Source organism: Terrabacter sp. Root181, assembly GCF_001428505.1.
Taxonomy (GTDB): domain Bacteria; phylum Actinomycetota; class Actinomycetes; order Actinomycetales; family Dermatophilaceae; genus Terrabacter.
Map to the genome: position 1 here is coordinate 30,742 of NZ_LMHU01000007.1, position 15,169 is coordinate 45,910.

The 15,169-nt window shown below is 72.2% G+C and carries 13 protein-coding genes; 6 read left to right on the forward strand and 7 right to left on the reverse strand.

All coding sequences use genetic code 11. The features are described from left to right. Positions 1–66: 66 nt before the first annotated feature. A complete protein-coding gene (locus tag ASD90_RS14305; RefSeq protein ID WP_369793617.1) occupies positions 67–1,230 on the reverse strand; it encodes a YihY/virulence factor BrkB family protein in 1,164 nt (387 codons plus the stop codon). Between the two features lie 121 nt (positions 1,231–1,351). Here ASD90_RS14305 and ASD90_RS14310 point away from each other — a divergent pair, with 121 nt between their 5' ends. After that, complete coding sequence (locus tag ASD90_RS14310) at positions 1,352–2,992, forward strand: acyl-CoA dehydrogenase family protein (protein WP_056757841.1); 1,641 nt, start codon at positions 1,352–1,354, stop codon at positions 2,990–2,992. 76 nt (positions 2,993–3,068) lie between these two features. Here the strand turns inward: ASD90_RS14310 and ASD90_RS14315 are convergent, their stop codons facing one another. Next, complete coding sequence (locus ASD90_RS14315) at positions 3,069–4,052, reverse strand: polyphosphate kinase 2 family protein (RefSeq protein ID WP_056757846.1); 984 nt, start codon at positions 4,050–4,052, stop codon at positions 3,069–3,071. 90 nt (positions 4,053–4,142) lie between these two features. Here ASD90_RS14315 and ASD90_RS14320 point away from each other — a divergent pair, with 90 nt between their 5' ends. Next, on the forward strand, positions 4,143–4,886 hold the full coding sequence (locus tag ASD90_RS14320; RefSeq protein ID WP_056757850.1) for a dihydrofolate reductase family protein: 744 nt from the start codon (positions 4,143–4,145) through the stop codon (positions 4,884–4,886). A gap of 4 nt (positions 4,887–4,890) precedes the next feature. On the opposite strand, the gene ASD90_RS14325 is transcribed toward ASD90_RS14320, so the two are convergent. Beyond that, positions 4,891–6,060: a S9 family peptidase gene (locus ASD90_RS14325; protein WP_056757853.1), complete on the reverse strand. Its 1,170-nt coding sequence runs from the start codon at positions 6,058–6,060 to the stop codon at positions 4,891–4,893. Between the two features lie 293 nt (positions 6,061–6,353). Here ASD90_RS14325 and ASD90_RS14330 point away from each other — a divergent pair, with 293 nt between their 5' ends. The 3 genes from ASD90_RS14330 to ASD90_RS14340 all read left to right on the forward strand — a co-directional run bounded on the left by ASD90_RS14330 (position 6,354) and on the right by ASD90_RS14340 (position 8,773). Then, complete coding sequence (locus tag ASD90_RS14330; protein WP_056757856.1) at positions 6,354–7,679, forward strand: vWA domain-containing protein; 1,326 nt, start codon at positions 6,354–6,356, stop codon at positions 7,677–7,679. 183 nt (positions 7,680–7,862) lie between these two features. Then, complete coding sequence (gene msrB / locus ASD90_RS14335) at positions 7,863–8,306, forward strand: peptide-methionine (R)-S-oxide reductase MsrB (RefSeq protein ID WP_056757859.1); 444 nt, start codon at positions 7,863–7,865, stop codon at positions 8,304–8,306. A gap of 71 nt (positions 8,307–8,377) precedes the next feature. Beyond that, positions 8,378–8,773: a DUF1707 domain-containing protein gene (locus ASD90_RS14340; RefSeq protein WP_056757862.1), complete on the forward strand. Its 396-nt coding sequence runs from the start codon at positions 8,378–8,380 to the stop codon at positions 8,771–8,773. 6 nt (positions 8,774–8,779) lie between these two features. Here ASD90_RS14340 and hemQ read toward each other — a convergent pair whose 3' ends face one another. Then, entirely contained in the window at positions 8,780–9,481 is a 702-nt protein-coding gene (gene hemQ, locus ASD90_RS14345; RefSeq protein ID WP_056757865.1) for a hydrogen peroxide-dependent heme synthase, read from the reverse strand. Positions 9,482–9,515: 34 nt separating this feature from the next. Next, positions 9,516–10,895, reverse strand: coding sequence for a protoporphyrinogen oxidase (gene hemG / locus ASD90_RS14350; protein ID WP_056757868.1), 1,380 nt, complete (start codon positions 10,893–10,895; stop codon positions 9,516–9,518). 240 nt (positions 10,896–11,135) lie between these two features. On the opposite strand from hemG, the gene ASD90_RS14355 reads away from it, so the two are divergent. Next, positions 11,136–12,323 carry a DUF4349 domain-containing protein gene (locus tag ASD90_RS14355; RefSeq protein ID WP_056757871.1) on the forward strand — a complete coding sequence of 396 codons (1,188 nt, stop codon included), beginning with the start codon at positions 11,136–11,138 and terminating at the stop codon, positions 12,321–12,323. 51 nt (positions 12,324–12,374) lie between these two features. Here ASD90_RS14355 and murJ read toward each other — a convergent pair whose 3' ends face one another. Both murJ and hemE read right to left on the reverse strand, forming a co-directional pair. Continuing rightward, entirely contained in the window at positions 12,375–14,060 is a 1,686-nt protein-coding gene (murJ, locus tag ASD90_RS14360) for a murein biosynthesis integral membrane protein MurJ (protein ID WP_056758865.1), read from the reverse strand. Then, positions 14,057–15,109 (reverse strand): uroporphyrinogen decarboxylase, encoded by a 1,053-nt coding sequence (hemE, locus tag ASD90_RS14365; RefSeq protein ID WP_056757874.1) that lies wholly within the window; start codon positions 15,107–15,109, stop codon positions 14,057–14,059. The genes murJ and hemE overlap by 4 nt, the downstream gene beginning before the upstream one ends. Between the last annotated feature and the right edge of the window lie 60 nt (positions 15,110–15,169).

A 15,169-nucleotide genomic window follows, 5' to 3' on the forward strand; every position in this document is an offset into this window, starting at 1 on the left:
CCGCTCGTGCTTGGTAGACATTAGCCGATCGATCCACGAGATACAAAACCGGCTCTGGTCGCCCCGTCAGCCCCGCCCCGCGGCCCGGTCGGGAGGCTTGGCCGAGGCGCCGTCGACAGCTCTGGACCCCTCGCCGACGCCCCGTTGGATCGCCGCCTTGATGGGTCCGTGGTCGCTGCTCTCGTACTGCTGGTCCCTCCCCCGGCGGGCATCGCCGGCCGGCACGTCGACGCCGTCCAACGTCGCGGGCGGGTCGGCGTCGGACGCCGTGGCACCTTCGCTCGCGTCGGTGTCGCTGCGGGCGATCAGGCCGCCGGCGCCCTCCATGGCCCAGTTGACCAGCCGGACGTCCGCGCCGTCGTGCAGGTCGACCGGCCAGAGGGTGCGCACGGCCGCGTTGAGGCCCGCGCCGATGAGGATGGCCACGGCCAACGCGTACAACCAGATGAGCAGGACGATGGGAGTGCTCAGGGGGCCGTAGATGGACGAGCCGCCCATCGACGCCTCGACCGAGATCCGGACGACGTAGGAGGCGCCGATCCAGATCGCCATGGCGAGAAGGGCGCCCGGCACGTTGCGCCTCCACGGGCTCCGCCGCGGGGTCGACACGTGGTACATCGACGCGAGCAGCAGCACGCTGAAGACGATGAGCGTCGGCCAGTAGAGCGCCTTGGTCACGGTCGCGGCGCCGTCGGGGAGCCATGAGGCCAGCAGCCCCGGCCCGAGGAGCATGAGTGGCAGCACGAGGATCGCCGCGAGGATGCCGAGCGTGTAGAGCAGCAGGCTGAAGGCGCGCATGTGCACGATGCCGCGGGCGTCCTTCTGCCCGTACATGATCGACACGGTGTCGACGAAGACGTTGAGGGCTCGGGAGCCAGACCACAGCGACAGGATGAAACCGACGGAGATGATGTCGACGCGTCCGCCCTTGAGCACGTCGTTGATGGTCGGCAGGAGCAGCTCGTTGATGCTCGACTCGGACAGGAAGCGCGAGGCGTAGACCTCGATGGCCGACACGATGGAGCTGATCGTGTCGGAGCCGATCCATCCGCCGACGAAGCCGAGCCCGCCGAAGAGCCCGAGGACCAGCGGCGGCAGGCTGAGGAGCATGAAGAACGCCCCCTCCGCCGCGAGCCCGGTGACGCGGTAGCGCAGGCACACCCGGATCGTCTCGAGGGTGAGCCGCGCCAGCGGGATGCCCCACGGCACTCGCTCCAGCACTGCCCGCATTCTCGTCCGCACGCTCATCGCCTCCGAGGCTAACGGGGCCGCGACGGCACGCGGGACGCGTGACGGGCGCGACACTCGCCCGACGGGCCGGCCGGACCGGCCGCCGCCTAGTCTCGACGTGGTGAGCACACACGAGGTGACCAACCAGGTGCCGCCGTTCGTCGGCGGCGACTTCCTCGCCGACGACGTCGCGCTGCGGGAGTCGGTCGAGCGCTGGGCCGGCCCGGCGGCCGCGGCGGAGCTCGCCCCACTCGGCGCCCTCGCCGGCACCCCGGAGGCACAGGAGCACGCGCGCCTCGCCGACACCAACGTGCCGGTCCTGCGCACGCACGACTCCCGCGGCAACCGCGTCGACGAGGTGGAGTTCCACCCGTCGTGGCACTGGCTCATGACCCAGGCCGTCGGGGCCGGCCTCACGGCCGAGCCATGGACGACGCCCCCCGGTTCGGGCGCCCACGTGCGGCGTGCCGCCGGCTTCGTCCTGTGGTCGCGCGTCGAGGCCGGGCACGGCTGTCCCGTCTCGATGACGTATGCCGCCGGGTCGGCCCTGCGGCACGAGCCCACCCTGGGTGCCCGGTGGCTCCCGGCCCTCGCGAGCCGGACCTACGACCCCGGGATCCGACCCGTGTCGCTGAAGGCCGGCGCGATCTCGGGGATGGGCATGACCGAGAAGCAGGGCGGCTCGGACGTGCGCACCAACACGACCCGCGCGGTGCCGACGCCGGGAGGCCTGCTTCCCGGCGACACGTACCGGCTGACGGGCCACAAGTGGTTCTGCTCCGCACCGATGAGCGACGTCTTCCTCGTCCTGGCCCAGGCGCCCGGCGGACTCACCTGCTTCGTCGTGCCGCGCTCCCTCGACGACGGCGCACGCAACCCCTTCGCCCTCCAGCGGCTCAAGGACAAGCTCGGCAACCACTCGAACGCCTCCAGCGAGGTCGAGCTCGACGGGACCTGGGGCAGCCGACTCGGCGACGAGGGGCGCGGCGTGCGCACCATCATCGACATGGTCGGCGCCACCCGACTCGACTGCGTCCTCGGCTCGACGGCGACGATGCGCGACGCCGTGTCCCGGGCGCTGCACCACGCGCGGCACCGGTCCGCGTTCGGCGCCCGCCTCGTCGACCAGCCGCTCATGCGCAACGTCCTGGCCGACCTCGCGCTCGAAGCGGAGGCGGCGACCGTCCTCGGTCTCCGGCTGGCGCATGCGGTCGACTCCGGCGAGACCGAGCTCGCCCGTCTGGGCGTGGCGCTCGGCAAGTTCTGGGTGTGCAAGCGAACGGCCCCGATGGTGGCCGAGGCGCTCGAGTGCCTGGGAGGCAACGGCTACGTCGAGGAGAACGGCCTCGCGCGGCTCTACCGCGAGGCCCCGCTCAACTCGATCTGGGAGGGCTCGGGCAACGTCAACGCCCTGGACGTCGTGCGTGCCGTGACGCGTGAGCCGAGCACCCTCGAGGCTCTGACGAAGGAGCTGCACCAGGTCCGCGGCCGCAGCGCCGACCTCGATGCCCACGTGGACTCCGCTCTGGCACAGGCGCGCTCACTCGACCCGATGTCGACGGACGCGTCGTTCGGCGCGCGCGCCGTCGTCGAGCGGCTCGCACTCGCGCTCCAGGCGAGCCTGCTCGTCCAGCACTCCCCCGGCCCCGTCGCCGACGCCTTCGTCGCCAGCCGCATCGCCGGGCGTCGCGGCCACACCTTCGGCTCGCTCGACGTCGACCTGGCCGGTGCCGCGGCGGCCGTCATCGACCGAGCCGGCTGACGAAGGACGCGATCACGCGGAACCCGTTGGGCGGCATACGCCCTCGGGGTCGTCGGAGGACGCCGACAGCGCGCCGTCAGCTCGCCGACAGGCGCTTCTTCTCCACCTCGACGTCGAAGTCGGCCTGTGGCCACTGGAGGTTCATGCCGCGCAGCGCCTCGAGGAGCAGCTGCTGGACCGCGAGGCGGGCGTACCACTTGCGGTCGGCAGGGACGACGTGCCACGGCGCCCCGACGGTCGAGGTCTTGTCGAGGACCGCCTGGTACGCCTCCATGTACTCGCCCCAGTGGCTGCGCTCGTCGACGTCACCCGGGTTGTACTTGTAGTACTTGTCCGGACGGTCGAGACGCTCCATGAGACGCGCCTTCTGCTCGTCCTTGGAGATGTGGGTCATGACCTTGATGACCGTCGTCCCGGCAGCGATCGCCTTGCGCTCGAAAGCGTTGATCTGGGCATATCGCCTGGACCAGATGGCCTCGGGCACGACGTCGTGGACCCGCACGATGAGGACGTCCTCGTAGTGCGACCGGTCGAAGACCCCGAGCTGACCGGCGCCGGGAAGGGCCTTCTCGATGCGCCAGAGGAAGTCGTGCGCGAGCTCCTCCTTCGTCGGCGCCTTGAAGCCGGTCGCCTTGACGCCCTGCGGGTTGACGGAGATGACGTGGCGCATGATGCCGCCCTTGCCCGAGGTGTCCATGCCCTGCACGACGAGCAGGAGGGACCGCTTCGAGCCCGTCGTGGACTCCGCGAAGAGCCGCTCCAGCAGGTCGGACAGCTCTGCCTCGCAGGCCTTGAGCGCCGCCTTGCCCTCGAGCTTCTTTCCGGAGAAGCCGGGAGTCCCCGACGTGTCGACGTCGGTGAGCACGAAGCCCTTGCCGACGCGCAGCGCGTTGGCGACGTCCTGGATCTCCTCGACGGCCGCCTCCTCGTGCGCGGCGATCACCTCGTCCTCGGCGGCCTGTGTCTCGAGCTCCTTCGCCTTCTTGCTCGAGACCTTGCCCGCCTGCTTGCCGGACTTCTTGCCGGACTTCTTGCCCTTGCCCTTCGCGCCCTTGCCCATGGCGCCATCCTGCCCGACCCACGAGCCACGCGACGGGATGTGACACCACCGATCCGCGCGGCGTCGTTGTCGTTCGCCGATACTGTCCCCATGCGCCTGCTCGTGCCCGGTCGCTCCGGCCTGCCCGCCCTGTCCGACCTCGACACCGCAGCGCTGTTCGAGGCGTATGCCGCTCCGCAGGAGCGCTGGGTGCGCTGCAACATGGTGACGAGCCTCGACGGGGCCGCCACCGGTGCCGATGGGCGTTCGGGCTCGATCAACAACGACGCCGACCACGTCGTCTTCCAGGTGATCCGGGCCCTGAGCCACGTGGTGGTGGTCGGTGCGGGCACGATCCGTGCCGAGGGCTATCCGCCTCTGTCCGTGTCGGATCCGCTCGTCGCCCTGCGCCACGAGCACGGCCTGCCCACCGCCCTGCCCCTCGTCGCCGTGAGCAACCGCGGGCACGTCCCGCCGACGTTGAGCGGCTGCCGGGACGGCCGTGCACTCATGGCCGTCCCGGCAGCCGCGACCGGGCTCGACGCCGCCCGTCAGGACCTGGGCGCGGAGAACGTCCTCGTCTGTGGCGACGACGAGGTCGACGTGACGGCTCTCGTCGACGCGCTGCACGACCGGGGATGGGACCACGTGCTCACCGAGGGCGGCCCCAGCCTCCTCGGCTCGTTCCTCGCGGCCGGCCGGCTCGACGAGCTCTGCTTCACCGTCGCCCCCCAGGTCGTCGCCGGCGAGCACCCCCGCCCGGTCGGCGCCACGGGCACGCCCGCAGACCTCGACCTCGAGGTGCTCGTCGAGCAGGACTCCACGCTCATGGGCCGCTGGTTCGTCCGGCGCTGACCGGTCAGCGGGACACGACGAACTCGCGGAGGACGCGCTCCCAGCGCTCCGGGTCGTAGTTCCACTCGCGACAGTGCCGCGCGGTGTCCCACCGCTCGAGGCGCACGAGGTCGGGCCGGCGTCCCGCGAGCGCCACGGCCGGGCCGATCGGCACGAAGTCGTCGCCGTCCGAGGCGATGACCAGCATCGGGTGCCGTAGCTCACCCGCGCGGGCGACCCAGTCGGTGCGGGCCACGTCGATCGGCTCGTGCACCCCGACCAGCCGCCGCGTGCGACGCGACCCCATGAGGTCGGTCGCGACCCGCACGAGTGGGCCCGGCACCCGGTGCAGCCGTCCGTGGTGGCGCAGCACGACCCCCCAGTCGATGACCGGCGAGTCGAGAGCCACGCCGACGACGTAGTCGGACAACGGTGACCGGTCGAGCGCCTGCAGCACGATGGCGCCCCCCATCGACCACCCGAGGAGGAGGATGCGCCGCGCACCGTGCGACACGGCATACCCCATGGCTGCCTCGACGTCGCGCCACTCGGACAGGCCGAGGTTGTAGCGCCCGTCCGGTCCACGCGGGGCGTCTCGGTCGTTGCGGTAGGCGGCGACGAGGCTCGTCCACCCGGCCCGGCGCAGCACCGGCACCGCGCGGAGGGTCTCCTCCTTGCGGGCTCCGCGTCCGTGGACGAGCACCGCCCAGTCGGACCCGGTCGCACCGCCCTCGGGACGCACCACCCAGGCCGGCAGGGGTCCGACGTCCGAGAGGATGCTGGCGTCCTCGTCGGGCAGCCCCAGGCTCACCGAGGGGCGGTCCCAGTAGTAGTACTGGTTCCACCGGGCGGGTCCGTCCTCGAGGAGCCCGCGGTCGACGGCGACGAGCCGTCGTGTCACCGACGCGGCGTCCGCGTGCACGATCTCGCCGACGCGTGCGTGACCGGCTCCCCCGTCGAGCCAGACGCCGTAGCGACCCGGGACGACGGTTTCGGGAGTGACGGAGAAGGTGACCGTGGCGGCGTCGTGGCGCAGGATCTCGACGTCGTCCGGCTGCAGCTCGTCGGGCGTGATGACCCGTCGAGCGAAGTAGGCGGCGGCCGCCACCGACCCGCCGGCCGCGCCGAGGACGGACCCCGTGCCGGCGGCCGCGGCCACGAGCACCGGACGCGAGACGAGACGGCGCACCTGCACGGGCCCATCGTCGCAAACGGGCACCTCACGTCGTGGGAGGGCATGCCGCCGGGCGGTCCCGGATCGCGCCGGGCGTATCAAACCGGACCTTCGGGACACCGTCCTTCGGGAGCCTCGGGGACCCACGGGCGGCAAGCCGCGCACCTCGATCGTTCCCCGGCCCGCCTGCGGGCCGGTCACGGCCCACCGCGGTGCCCGTTCGGGGTCACGGTCACCACCGGGTCGTCTCGGGGTGCGAGGACACCTGCTCCGCGCGCCGCATCACACCGTCTGGTTTCACGAAGGAGACATCCGTGTTCACCACCATGCGCCGCGGCGCACTCAGCATCGCAGCGGCCGGGGCGCTCGTCGCCACACCGGCCCTCGCCATGGGGGCGGGCGTCAGCCCGGCCACCTATGACGCGTCCGTCAACCCGGGCGACACCGTCCACGTCACCAAGACCGTCAGCACTCCGGAGATCCCGCCCAAGCCCGACATCGTCCTCGTCGTGGACGAGACGGGCAGCATGGGGCCGGCCATCGACAACGTCAAGGCCGAGATGGGCTCGATCGTCACCACGGTCCAGGGGTCCCAGCCGCAGGCCCAGTTCGCCATCGCCTCCTACAAGGACGAGGGCGACGGGGCCGACTTCTTCCAGGTCGAGACCGACCTGACCGGGAGCCAGGCCACGGCCCAGACGGCCATCGACAGCCTGTCCGCATCCGGGGGCGGTGACACCCCCGAGGGCCAGCTCAACGCACTGTGGCAGGTCGGCACCGGAGGAAACGCCATCTCCTTCCGTCCGGACTCGTCACGCATCGTCGTGTGGTTCGGCGACGCGAGCGGTCACGACCCGAGCGGCGGGCACAGCGAGACCGACGCGACCGCATCCCTCACGGGTGCGGGCGCACAGGTCATCGCCATCAACGTCGCGTCCGGCGGGGCCGACGGCCTCAACGCCACCGGACAGGCGCAACGCATCGCCGACGCCACCTCGGGCACGTTCTTCGCGAGCGTGACCCCTGGTGACGTCGCCAGCACGATCCTCGCGGGGCTGGGCAACCTGCCGGCCGAGGTCACGGCGAACGTCTCGTGCGACCCGGGCCTGTCGATCGCGTTCTCGCCGTCGCTGCCCCAGACCGTCACGAGCGGTAGCGACGTCGTCCTCGACGAGGCGATCACCGTCGCCGCAGGTGCACCCCAGGGCTCGACGCTGACGTGCACGACGACCTTCCTCGTCAACGGTGCCGAGGCCGGGCCGGAGTTCGTCCAGACCGTGAGGATCAAGGTCAACGACGTCACGCCGCCGACCGTGGCCTGCGGTCCCGGCGTCAACCCGGACGGCGTCACCCCGCCCGGCTACAAGAAGGCGGGCTTCTACCAGCTCGTCGCCGCCGACAACCTGCCGGGCACGACGGTGACGGTCTCCGACACCGCCACGGGAGCCAGCTTCGGCCCCTACGCACCCGGCACGTACATCAAGATGACGCAGGCGCTCGGTGCGACGCCGTCGTCCGTCCCCTTCGAGGGCATGGTCGACTGGCACGTCACCGTCCGGGGTGACCTGCTCGTGACGGCGACGGACGCCGCGGGCAACACCGCGACGGCCACGTGCACGGTGCCGCCGAACCAGAAGTGACGCCAGCGCGTCGATGAAGGTCCTGCCCGGCCCGGCCCACCCTGGGCCGAGCAGCACGAGGGCCCCGGTCACGACCGGGGCCCTCGTGGCACGCACCGTACGCCGGGTCGCCGTAAGACCTGCGTAAGCACGGACTCCGTCTTGAGCGGGCACAAACCCGGCCGACGTGGCGTTGGTCAGGACATGAGCCACCACAACACCTCCGACAAGCCGTATGCCGTCCAGCGCACCGACGAGGAGTGGCGCGCGGCCCTGACGCCGGCCGAGTACAAGGTCCTGCGCCAGGCCGGCACGGAGCCCGCCTTCCGCGGCGAGTACACCGACACCAAGACGCAGGGCGTCTACTCATGCCGGGCCTGCGGCAGCGAGCTCTTCCGCAGCGACACGAAGTTCGAGTCGCACTGCGGCTGGCCGTCGTTCTACTCACCACTCGCCGGCGACACGGTCGAGTACATCGAGGACCGCGCCTTCGGGATGAAGCGGGTCGAGGTCCGGTGCGCCGGCTGCGGCTCGCACCTCGGTCACGTCTTCGAGGGCGAGGGCTACGACACCCCGACCGACCAGCGCTACTGCATCAACTCCATCTCGCTGCGCCTGCAGCCCGACGAGGGACCGTCGGGGGCCTGACCGCCGGCCTTCCGGCCCTCCCACCTCCCGGTCTGCTGCGGTGGCCGGGAGACCTCGCCTAGATTCGACCCATGGTCGACGACGGCGACATCCGCATCGGCAGTGCCGAACGCGAGCGGGCCCTGGCCGCGCTCGCCGAGCACCACGCTGCGGGGCGCCTCGACGCCGACGAGTACGAGGACCGGCGGGGTCGCGCCACGGACGCCGTCGTGCGGCGGGACCTGACCGAGCTCTTCGTCGACCTGCCGGAGCCGCATCCGTCGCTCGAGCCGGCCCGTGGCACCGCAGCGTCACGGCGACCCGCATCCCGCGCGGTGTCCCAGCCCGGCTGGCGCAGCAGGGTTGCGCGGATCCTGGTGAGCCTCGCCCCCTTCATCGCGCTCGCAGCGTTCTTCCGCACCGACTCGTGGCTGGTGTTCCTGCTCATCCCGATGATCGTCGTCCTCGCCAGGGCGATCGACGACTGAGCGCCGTCAGCGGAGGTCGGCGACGAGCTGGGCCGCCTCGACCTTCGGGCCGGTGAAGAACGGGATCTCCTCGCGCACGTGCATCCGGGCACGGGAGGCGCGCAGCTCGCGCATGAGGTCGACGATGCGGTGCAGCTCGTCCGCCTCGAAGGCGAGCAGCCACTCGTAGTCGCCGAGGGCGAACGACGCGATGGTGTTGGCCCGGACGTCCGGGAAGTCACGGGCCATCTGGCCGTGCTCGCGCAGCAGGTCGCGGCGCTCACCGTCCTCGAGGAGGTACCACTCGTAGGACCGGACGAACGGGTAGACGCAGACGTACTTCCGCGCGACCTCGTCGGCCATGAAGGCCGGGACGTGGCTCTTGTTGAACTCGGCCGGGCGGTGCAGGGCCGCGTTGCTCCAGACCGGCTCGAGGTGCGACCCGAGCTCGGTGCGCAGGAGCCGGTGGTAGGCCGACTGGAGCTGCTCGATCGTCTCGGCGTGCCACCAGACCATGAAGTCGGCGTCACCGCGCAGACCGGCGACGTCGTAGAGGCCGCGCACGACGACGCCCTCGGCCGCGATCTCCTCGAGGAAGGCCTCGAGGTCCGCGGTGACCGCCTCGCGGTCGTCACCGACCGGCGTGACGGTGCTGAACACCGACCACATGCAGTAGCGGATGGTGTCGTTGATCTCCCGCATCTCGGCCGGGGTCAGGCGCTCGCTCATGGGCCCATCATCCCAAGCGGCCCGGGCGCCGCCGTCAGCGGGTCAGCACGCTCCGCGCAGCGGCCCTCCCGGACGCGATGCACGCGGGGATGCCCACGCCGTCGTATGCCGCCCCGCACAGCGCGAGCCCTGGTGGCACCTCCCGGGTGGGCGCGAGGCGCGAACGGTGCCCGACGGCATACTGCGGCAGTCCCCCGCCCCAGCGCTGCACGTGCGCGGCGGCGGGGTCGGGCACCTCGGCCCCGAGCACCGTCCGGAGGTCGGTGAGGGCCACGTCGACGAGCTCGTCGTCGGACCTCTGGAGGGAGGCCTCCTCCCGGTGCCGGCCGACGGAGGCGCGCAGGAACGTCTGCTCGGGATGGGCGGCAGCGAGCCAGGGCCACTTGACCGAGCTGAAGGTCGACGCCTTGATCGTCAGCGGCTCGGTGGGCGGGACGAGGAAGCCGCTCCCGTCGAGCACGGTCGGCACCGCACCCTCGAGGGCGAACGTCACGATCGCCATGGACGCGTACTCGACGGTCGCGAGCGCCGCCGCGGCCGTCGGGGCGACCTCACGCAGCAGGCGGGAGGCCGGAGCCGCGGGGACGGCGACGACGACGGCGTCGAAGCGTTCCTCGACGACGTCGGTCGTGGGCCCCGTCGACACGATCCAGCCGTCGCCGTCGCGACGAAGGCCGCGCGCCACCGCGCCCCGGCGCACGTCGACACCGGCGGCCACCAGCTCGCGCTCGAGCAGCTCGGCCAGCGTCCCGAGACCGCCGACGAGCGAGGCGAAGACGGGTCGACCCGCCAGGGGTCCGTGCGCTGCGAACTCGGCCGCGGCGCGGGCCACGTCGAGCAGCGACCGACCCTCGTGCGCGGCGGCCGCGAGCGCCGGGACGGCCTGCTCGGCGGAGATCGCCCGGGCGTGGCCGGCGTAGACGCCGGCGAGGAGCGGCTCGACGAGGCGGTCGGTCACGGCACGACCGAGCCGGGCGTCCACGAGGTCGCCCACCGAGACGTCGCCGACGACCGGGCCCTCGACGGTCTCGTGCGCGAGGCGCTCCACCTCGTCGTCGGTGAGCAGCCCGCGCACCGACTCCGGGTCGGCGGGCACACCCATCACGGTGCCGCGGGGCATCGGCCACCGCCTCCCCCGCGAGACGATCGATGCGCCGGCGGGACCGGGGTGCGTGGTCAGGGGTGCGACGCCGAGCTCCTCGACGAGAGTGAGTGCCTCGGGGCGACGGGCCATCACCGACTCCGCACCGACGTCGATGCGCACCCCGCCGACCGTCTCGAGCCGCAGCTTCCCACCCAGTCGCTCGGAGCCCTCGAGGACCGTGACGGAGACGTCGGTTCCCGGGCGACTGAGCTCCCAGGCGGCCGCCAGTCCGCTGATGCCACCGCCGATGACCGCCACCGTCCTGCCCATGGCGACACTCTCCCATCCCGTCGCCGGCGGTTTGGCCCGGGCCCGGCCGACGAGGGAGTGTCGAGCGCATGGGTGCCCCCGCGCTTCTCGTCGCCCCGCCGCAGGCGGGCACACCCCGCGGCGCAACGATCAGGTCCTGCCGTGTGTCTCTGGTGACAAGGGACGTCGCCACGCACACCGTGCGCACCACAGCACCACCACCCGGTACGCCACGGGAGGCGACCCGTCGAAAGGCTCGCCATGACCGCCACGCCACACCTGCCGCGTCTCGCCCAGCTCCCTCCCGGCCGGCGGCGTCTGCTCGCGGTGGTCGCCGTGGTCGTCGCGGTGCTCGCCCTCTCGGTCCCGTTGGGCATCAAGGCCCTCCACGGCGCGGCGTCCTCGGGCGCCTCCTCGTCAGGGGCGTCAGCCGGTGAGGCGAGCCGCGGCGCGGTGACCGGCAGCGGGGTGGTCGGCCCGGACGTCGCTCCTGCGCCCGACGCCACCGCGGGGGCCAAGTCCCCGGCCTCCGACACGGGCTCCCTCGGGTCCGGCGTGGCGGGCTCGGTCGCGGTCGTCGAGCCGAAGATCGCGCGCTCCGCGTGGCTCGGCATCAAGGTCACCGATCTCACGGGGTCAGCAGCGCGGGTCCGCGTGATCGCCACCGACGCCGGCGGTCAGGTGACGTCGGAGAACGTCGTCACCTCGGTCGACCCCACGGGCGGCCCGACGGGACCGGGCGGCGTCGACCCGCGGCTCGAGTCGGGCTCGTCCGTGCCGAGCGTCGGCGTGGACGAGGCGCGGATGGTGCTCAGCGTCCCGGCCAAGGCCCTCGACACCGTGCTGACCCAGCTGTCCAGGATCGGGACGGTGTCCTACCGCTCGTCGCAGTCCCAGGACGTCACCGACACCTACGTCGACACCAAGGCGCGCATCGAGCCGATGCAGGACGGGATCAACCGCGTGCGCGCCCTGCTCACCAAGACGACGGACCTCCAGCAGGTCATCTTGCTCGAGAGCGAGCTGACCCGCCGTCAGGCCGAGCTCGACTCGCTGACGCAGCGTCTGGCGCAGCTCGACGCGATGACCACGATGAGCGACGTCACCGTGACGCTGTGGACCGATGCGACGACGCCTGTGCAGACCGAGAGCGGTCTCGGCAGTGGACTGCGCACCGCGTGGGAGAGCTTCCTCGGCTCCCTCACCGTCATCCTCACCGGGCTCGCGGCGCTCCTGCCGTGGCTCGTGCTGCTCGTGCCGCTCACGCTGCTCGGCCTGCGCCTGTGGCGTCGCCACACCGCGGGTATGCCGTCCGCGACCTCCCACGGGGCCGGTGCCGCCGGTGCCGCCCCAGCAGCGCAGCCCGCCGGGGGCCCCGCCGCCGCGTCCGCCGGACCGACCCCCGGACCGACCCCCGGGACGACCCCGGGGCCGACGTCGAGCGACTGAGGTCGGGCGCCGTGGGCGGCGCGGGCAGCCCGATGGCCGTCGGTGGCTCGGTCAGCGGCCGAGTCGCCGACGGACCATGTCCCCCACCTGGCGCACCTCGCGCACGTGCATGGCGTGCGCGAGCCCGAGGTAGATGACGGTGAAGACGAGCCCGACGAGGCCGATCTCGAGTGCGCTGGCGAACATCCGTTTGAGGGCGGACGTCGTGCGGTCGACGGTGGCGCCGGTGATCGGGTCGAGGACGAGGGTGACGCCCCAGGCGACGACTCCCGCGACCGCTGCGGCGACCCCGACGCGTGACGCGGTGACGAGGCCTGCGGAGAGACCGAGCGGCCCCGTGCGTCGACGGAGCAGGAGGAGACCGACGGCCGAGCTGACGACGTTGCCAACCGTCTGCCCCATCGCCATGATCCCGATCGCCCAGACCGGGTTGATGAAGAACGTGACGGCGCCGGCGAGGGCGCTGATCCCGGTGAGCAGCACCTGCATGACGACCGTCGGCCTGCCGTCCTCGAGGGCGAAGAACGCCCGGTAGCAGAGCAGGTCGAGCCCGAACGGGACGAGCCCGAGGATCATGATGATGAGGACGCTGGCCGAGACCTCGATGGAGCGCGCGTCGATCCCGGGGTTGAGCAGGGCGACGATGGGGTTGGCCAGGACGATGACCGCGACCATGATCGGCACGTTGGCCACGAGCGGCAGCGTCAGTCCGGTGCGGAAGTCCCGGCGCAGGCTCTCCGTGTCGCCCGAGGCGGCCGCGGCCGAGAAGCGGGGGAAGAGCGCCGTGATGATCGAGACGGTGATGAAGGCGTGCGGCAGCATGAAGAGGGTGAAGGCGATGGCGTACGCCGCCGGGCCGCGCGCTGCGTCCTCGAGGCCCAGCTGCTTGGCGGAGGCCGTGGCGTTGTTGAGGACGCCCTGGCTGATGAAGAAGCCGACCTGTGAGACGGCGAGCCCGCCGAACGCCCAGAGCGCCAGCCGGCTCACCCCGCCCAGCCCGACACCCCGCACACCCCACCGCGGCCGGTAGTGGAACCCGGTGCGTCGCAGAGCCGGCACGAGCGACAGCGCCTGGACCACGACCGACAGCGTCGCGGAGCCTGCGAAGAGCCAGATCATCGGGCCGGTCCACTCGGACGGGTCTCGCGGGCGGTCGCGCCCGCTCGCACCCAGGGGGCCGGGCTTGGGGAAGACGACGAGGAAGAGGACGAGGCCGGTGACGGCGACGACGTTGGCGATGAACGGCGCCCACGCGAACGCCCCGAAGCGACCACGGGCGTTGAGGATCTGGCCGAGCAGGGCGAAGAGGCCGTAGAAGAAGATCTGCGGCAGGCAGATGAGCGAGAAGGCGAGCGCGAGGTCCTTGAACTCGGGTGAGGAGCTGCGCGCCAGGAGCCAGACGAAGCCCCCCGCACCCGCCATGACGAGGACCGTGAGGAGCGCCATCCCGGCGAGGGCCACCGTGATGACACGGTCGGTGAACTCCTGGCCGCCGTCCTCGAGCTTCATCGCCCGCGCCAGCGACGGGATGAGCACCGCGTTGAGGATGCCGCCCGCCGCGAGGACGTAGAGCACGTTGGGGAGCGTGTTGGCCAGGGAGAAGGCGTCACCCGCCAGCTGGGCACCGATGATCGCGGTGATGAGACCGTTGCGCACGACCCCGAGCACGCGCGATGCGACAGACCCACCGAGCATGGTGAGGCTGGAACGAGCGACTGACGGTGCCGCCGTCGTCATCGGCGGCTCGAGCACTCGTGGACGAGCGCGGTGACCCGGGTCAGCACGTCGGGGTCCACGTTGGGCAGCACGCCGTGACCGAGGTTGAAGATGTGGCCGGGCGCGTGCCGTCCCTCCTCGACGATCTCGCGGACCCGTCGTTCGAGAGCGTCCCACGGTGCGAAGAGCAGGGCCGGGTCGAGGTTGCCCTGGACGGCATACGTCGGCCCGAGCCGCTCCACGGCGTCGGTGAGCGAGACGCGGTAGTCGACGCCCACGACCTCGGCGCCCGCCTCACCCATGAGGGCGAGCAGCTCGCCGGTGCCGACCCCGAAGTGGATACGGGGCACGTCGAGGTCCTCGACGGCCGCGAGCGCGACCGCGGAGTGCGGCATGGCGCGGGCGGCGTAGTCGGCCTTGGACAGGGCGCCGGCCCAGGAGTCGAAGAGCTGGACCGCGCTGGCCCCGGCCTGCGCCTGCACGCGAAGGAACTCCCCCGAGATCTGGGCGAGCCGGGCGCAGAGGGCGTCCCACAGTCCGGGGTCGCCCTGCATGAGCGCCTTGGTCTTCTCGTGGTTCTTCGAGGGGCCACCCTCGACGAGGTAGGAGGCGAGGGTGAACGGCGCACCGGCGAACCCGATGAGCGGGGTGTCGCCGAGCTCGCGCACGAGCTGGCCCACGGCCTCGGTGACGAAGGGGACGTGCTCCGGCGTCAGCGGGACGAGCTGGTCGAGGTCGGCCGCGGTGCGGATCGGGTGGGCCACGACGGGCCCGACCCCGGGGACGATGTCGAGGTCGACGCCGATGGCCTTGAGCGGCACGACGATGTCGCTGAAGAAGATGGCCGCGTCGACACCGTGGCGCCGCACGGGCTGCAGCGTGATCTCGGTGACGAGCTCGGGGCGCATGCACGACTCGAGCATCGGGATGCCCTCACGGACGGCGCGGTACTCCGGCAACGAACGCCCGGCCTGGCGCATGAACCACACCGGCGTCCGGGTCACCGACTCGCGGCGCGCAGCGCGGACGAGGTCGCTCTGGCGGGTGTCTGGCGGGGCAGTGGTCGGCACCGGTCAATCCTGCCACGGCGGGCGCGTGCCCCCGCGCCACGCGCATCCGGCGCGCCCTGA

What these genes read in the sequence shown, in the direction of transcription:
- msrB (WP_056757859.1), top strand. Translation starts at nt 7,863, where the DNA reads ATGAGCCACCACAACACCTCCGACAAGCCGTATGCCGTCCAGCGCACC.
- ASD90_RS14305 (WP_369793617.1), bottom strand. Translation starts at nt 1,230, where the DNA reads ATGCGGGCAGTGCTGGAGCGAGTGCCGTGGGGCATCCCGCTGGCGCGG.
- ASD90_RS14355 (WP_056757871.1), top strand. Translation starts at nt 11,136, where the DNA reads ATGACCGCCACGCCACACCTGCCGCGTCTCGCCCAGCTCCCTCCCGGC.
- ASD90_RS14320 (WP_056757850.1), top strand. Translation starts at nt 4,143, where the DNA reads ATGCGCCTGCTCGTGCCCGGTCGCTCCGGCCTGCCCGCCCTGTCCGAC.
- ASD90_RS14315 (WP_056757846.1), bottom strand. Translation starts at nt 4,052, where the DNA reads ATGGGCAAGGGCGCGAAGGGCAAGGGCAAGAAGTCCGGCAAGAAGTCC.
- murJ (WP_056758865.1), bottom strand. Translation starts at nt 14,060, where the DNA reads ATGACGACGGCGGCACCGTCAGTCGCTCGTTCCAGCCTCACCATGCTC.
- hemQ (WP_056757865.1), bottom strand. Translation starts at nt 9,481, where the DNA reads ATGAGCGAGCGCCTGACCCCGGCCGAGATGCGGGAGATCAACGACACC.
- ASD90_RS14340 (WP_056757862.1), top strand. Translation starts at nt 8,378, where the DNA reads ATGGTCGACGACGGCGACATCCGCATCGGCAGTGCCGAACGCGAGCGG.
- hemG (WP_056757868.1), bottom strand. Translation starts at nt 10,895, where the DNA reads ATGGGCAGGACGGTGGCGGTCATCGGCGGTGGCATCAGCGGACTGGCG.